Origin of the sequence: Dietzia sp. SYD-A1, assembly GCF_015356725.1 — a bacterium.
Classification (GTDB): domain Bacteria; phylum Actinomycetota; class Actinomycetes; order Mycobacteriales; family Mycobacteriaceae; genus Dietzia.
In genome coordinates, this window is the sequence record NZ_JADDKI010000209.1 from 1 (window position 1) to 3,494 (window position 3,494).

At 71.3% G+C, this 3,494-nt stretch carries 4 protein-coding genes; 2 read left to right on the forward strand and 2 right to left on the reverse strand.

All coding sequences use genetic code 11. The features are described from left to right. Positions 1-980: polysaccharide biosynthesis protein (locus IY392_RS09545; protein ID WP_194861076.1), on the reverse strand; the 980-nt coding region annotated here is incomplete at its 3' end. Continuing rightward, positions 958-2,346 (reverse strand): M1 family metallopeptidase, encoded by a 1,389-nt coding sequence (locus tag IY392_RS09550; RefSeq protein ID WP_194861078.1) that lies wholly within the window; start codon positions 2,344-2,346, stop codon positions 958-960. The genes IY392_RS09550 and IY392_RS09545, both read right to left, overlap by 23 nt. Before the next feature lie 192 nt (positions 2,347-2,538). Here IY392_RS09550 and IY392_RS09555 point away from each other — a divergent pair, with 192 nt between their 5' ends. Both IY392_RS09555 and IY392_RS19190 read left to right on the forward strand, forming a co-directional pair. Further along, entirely contained in the window at positions 2,539-2,988 is a 450-nt protein-coding gene (locus IY392_RS09555) for a hypothetical protein (RefSeq protein WP_194861077.1), read from the forward strand. Beyond that, the gene (locus IY392_RS19190) at positions 2,985-3,392 is read left to right on the forward strand and encodes a transcriptional regulator (RefSeq protein WP_309234129.1); all 408 of its coding nucleotides are present in this window, start codon (positions 2,985-2,987) and stop codon (positions 3,390-3,392) included. The genes IY392_RS09555 and IY392_RS19190 overlap by 4 nt, the downstream gene beginning before the upstream one ends. Positions 3,393-3,494: the final 102 nt, after the last annotated feature.

Sequence of the window (3,494 nt, forward strand, 5' to 3'; positions counted from 1 at the left end):
AGCCAGGCTGCGCCCGCACCCACCAGGCCGACCGCGGTGACCAGCCCGAGCGGGCCGGCCAGTGCGCGCGGGCCGAGCTCGCGGCGCTGGACGAAGTAGACGATGATCGCGCTCTGGAAACTGGTCAGCGGTACCAGCAGCGGCGCGCGGGTGAGGGTGATGGCCAGGATGACCGCGCCGACCAGTGGCGCGGGGTCCGACTCGCGGACGGTGGCGGTGACGAACACGGGAAACCCCACCACCAGGGCGGCGGTCCCCGCCGAGGCCAGCATCGCCGAGGCGGTGTTGCGCCAGAACCGTCGACGGCCCACGTCGACCGCGCGGGTCAGCGCCTCTCGGGTGGCCGGGGACAGGGCGATCATCACAGCCCAGGTGACGGTGCCGGCGACGGTGGCGAAGGCGAATCCGAGCCCGGCGTCACCGGCCCACCACGCCACGCCGGCCACGCCCAGTCGCAGCGCGGCGTCCACGGTGAGGAGCACCGCGTACAAGCCCCAGCGCTCGGTTCCCGAGAGCGCCCCCGCCGTGGCGGCCTGGAGGCTGAAGCCGAGGATCCCCACCGCCATCACCGCCACGCCCACCCCGGAGAACGCGGGCAGTCCCAGGCGTGGCCAGGCGGGAGCGCTCACCGCGACGACGCAGGCCAGCACGAGGCCCAGCATCAGTCCGGCGGGCAGGAGCCGGACCCGGCCTCCCGTCCCCGGTGCCGGGAGAACCGCCGCGGGACCCACCCGGGCCGACCTCACGGCCCGGGTGGTCTCCTGCATGAGTCCGTTGGCCACTCCGCCGAGAGCGAAGAACGCGCCCCAGTAGGTGGCGAAGAGCGGGTAGTCCGACGGTCCGAGCGTCCGGCCGGCGACCAGCATCACGAGGTAGCCGGAGGCGGCCGCGAACGCCGTCGCCAGCGTCAGTGCCCGCATCCCACCCACGGCGCGGCGGCCGGTCGTGGGGGTCGGGTCAGCGGCGGCCGGAGTGGTCATCGGGCATGCCGAGGGTGGGCGGCAACGGTTCGGAGAACAGCCAGGCGGACCACAGGGGCCGCAGATCCACGGGGGAGTGGTCCGCGGCCATGTGGAGGAAGTCGTCGGTGGTCGCGGTCTTTCCCGAGTACTTGACCACCCAGCCGCGGAGCAACCGGAAGAACTGCTCGTCGCCGATGGTCAGGCGCAGCGCGTGCAGGGCGAGCGCACCGCGCTTGTAGACGCGGTCGTCGAACATGTCCTTGGGGCCGGGATCGGACAGCAGCAGATCCTGGGGGGAGTTCTGCAGCTTGGAGTAGTAGCGCAGCGCGTGGCTGCCCGCGTCCGCGCCGCCGGCGAACTCCGTCCACAGCCACTCGGCGTAGCAGGCGAAGCCCTCGTGGAGCCAGATGTGCTTCCACTCGGCGGCGGTGACGGCGTTGCCGAACCACTGGTGGGCGAGTTCGTGGGCGATCAGCCGTTCGTCGTCCGTCCCCGCCTCGGCGGTGTTGCGGCCGAACGTGGACATTCCCATCGCCTCGAGAGGGATCTCCAGTTCGTCGTCGGTCACCACCACCTTGTACTCGCCGAAGGGGTACGGGCCGAACAGGTCGGTGAAGACGTCGATCATCTCGAGCTGGCGGGCGAACGCCACCCGGAAGTCCCGCTTGAGGTCCGCGGGAAGATAGGCGTGGACCGGCACCGAGCCACCCGTCACCTCCAGGTGCTCGTACCGTCCCAGGTTGATGGTCACGAGGTAGGTGGAGGTGGGCTGCGGGAGGTCGAACTCCCACGTGGTGGTGCTGCCACTGCGCTTCTTGCCCACCAGCGACCCCGTCACGACGGCGCGGTACGGCGAGTCCGTGGTGAGACGGATCCGGAACGGGGCCTTGGACGAGGGGTGGTCGTCGCACGGGAACCAGCTGGCGGCCCCGTTGGGTTGGTTCGCCACCAGGACGCCGTCGGTCAGTTCCTCCCAACCGACCTCCCCCCAGGCGCCGCGGATGGGGCGCGGGTTGCCCGAGTACCGGATGGTGAGGGTGAACGCCGCGCCCACGGGGATCGGGTCGGTCGGGGTGACGCTGAGCTTGCCCCGCGGCCGGCCGTACCGCGCGACCCGGCCGCGGTCGAGCGAGACCTTGGAGACGTCGAGGTGGGGGGACAGGTCGAGCTGAACGGACTCGAGCGGTTCGGTGGCCGTGGCGGTGATCACGGCCTGACCGCGCAGGTTGTTGGAGCTCATCTTGTAGGTGAGGTCCAGTTCGTACCGGGTCACCCGGTAGCCGTGGTTCCCGGCGCTGGGCAGGTAGGGATCCACCGGATCGGCGCGCGACGAATCGCGGGGTGCGGCGATCTTGGCGATGAGGTCCTTCTTGACTGCCTTCAATTCCATGACCTGCGCGAGTGTAGTGGACCCGGGGGATCGCCACGGTCGCCGTCGCCGCCGGTGCCGCTGACGCCCGCCACCGTCGTCGGATCCGCGCTCTGCGGAAACTACTTGCCAACTAGGAAAGTAGTTTCCTAGTGTGGGGTCATCGGCCGGGCGAGGGCCCGGGGAAGTGTCGAGAAAGGTGAAGTCATGACCACGGAGAATCACACCACCGGCGCGGTCGATCGCGCCGAGGCCGCCAGGCTCCTCGCGGAGGCCGAGGGGCGCCCGCCGGTCAGCTCCACGCGCGACGCCCGGGTCTTCGCCTGGTTCACCGCGGTCATCGCGGTGGTGATGGGGGCCGGGACCATCGCGATCATGTTCTCCGACTGGGCGATGGTGCCGTACGCGGTGCTTCTGTTCGCCGTGATGGCCTGGCAGCGGCGGTCGATCGGCGCCAGCCCCCGTGGCTCGGCCCGGACGTCCTTCTGGGGGGTCGTGGGTTCCGGGGTGATGGTGCTCGTCGTCGTCACCGGCCTGCATGTCATCCGCACCACGATCGGCCTCACCGCCTGGTGGTATCTCCTCGGCGCGGTGCTGGTGGCGGTGCCCGGACTGATCGCCGCCGCGCGGATCGCACGGCGGGGGGCCTCGCGGTGAGCGGTTCGACAGGCGAGGCCGCCGGAGCCGACACCGCCGACGGTGACGCCGGTGACACCGACAACGCCGCCGGTCACGCCGCTGACCTCGACGTCCCCGACGACCGCGCGCAAGGACACGCGCGCCACCGGCTCGACGAGGTCATCCACGCGCCGGTGAGATTCTCGATCGTCGCCGCGTTGGCCGGGGTCGACGACGCGGAGTTCGCGACGATCCGCGATGCGGTGGAGGTCTCCGACTCGACGCTGTCCAAGCAGGTCGCGGTGCTCGAGAAGGCCGGGTACGTCAAGGTGCGCAAGGGGTACGTGGGAAAGCGACCCCGGACCTGGTTGGCCCTGAGCCGCGAGGGTCGCAGGGCCTACGGGTCGCACCTGGAGGCGCTCCGGGCCATCGCCGGCGGCTGACCGGCGAATCCCCCTCCCTCCCCCGGATGCGCGGCGTCTTTGCACGGAACCCACGGGGGTGCGCGGCGAGTCTGGTCCAGACCCGCCGCGCACCCCCGTGGG

Coding starts and splice junctions, on each gene's coding strand:
- IY392_RS09555 (WP_194861077.1), top strand. CDS start 2,539: ATGACCACGGAGAATCACACCACCGGCGCGGTCGATCGCGCCGAGGCC.